We start from the raw sequence: 360 nt of genomic DNA on the forward strand, positions 1-360 counted from the left end.
CAAGATTTAATTTAACAAATTGTTGTTGGGTTTTGTCATAGACGTAATATTCGGCTGTGCTATTAGGTCCGTGATATCTGTCTTTGAAGAGATAAAAGTCATTATTATCGCCATCAAAATTAAAATCAAAGCCTTCATTAGTTATGATATTAGCATAACCATGAAACTCACATCCTTTGATACCAGTAATAGTTTGAATAAGCCTGCCATCATGTTTGCTATATATTTTTATCCCAACGATATTTGCTTCTTCATTTTTTTGTTTAGCGGTAATTACTTTAAAATAAAAATCCTTAGTACTATGCTGTTGTAAATAATCTATATTGTTAAATTCTGCTTCACGTAATGAACGTTCATCGT

The 360-nt window shown here is 30.3% G+C and carries 1 pseudogene; it reads right to left on the minus strand.

Annotated elements, in window-relative coordinates:
• Positions 1 to 360, minus strand: a pseudogene (locus GQ589_RS11980) (hypothetical protein); the annotation flags it as partial.

It is taken from the genome of Gilliamella sp. Pas-s27 (assembly GCF_009795865.1).
GTDB lineage: Bacteria > Pseudomonadota > Gammaproteobacteria > Enterobacterales > Orbaceae > Gilliamella.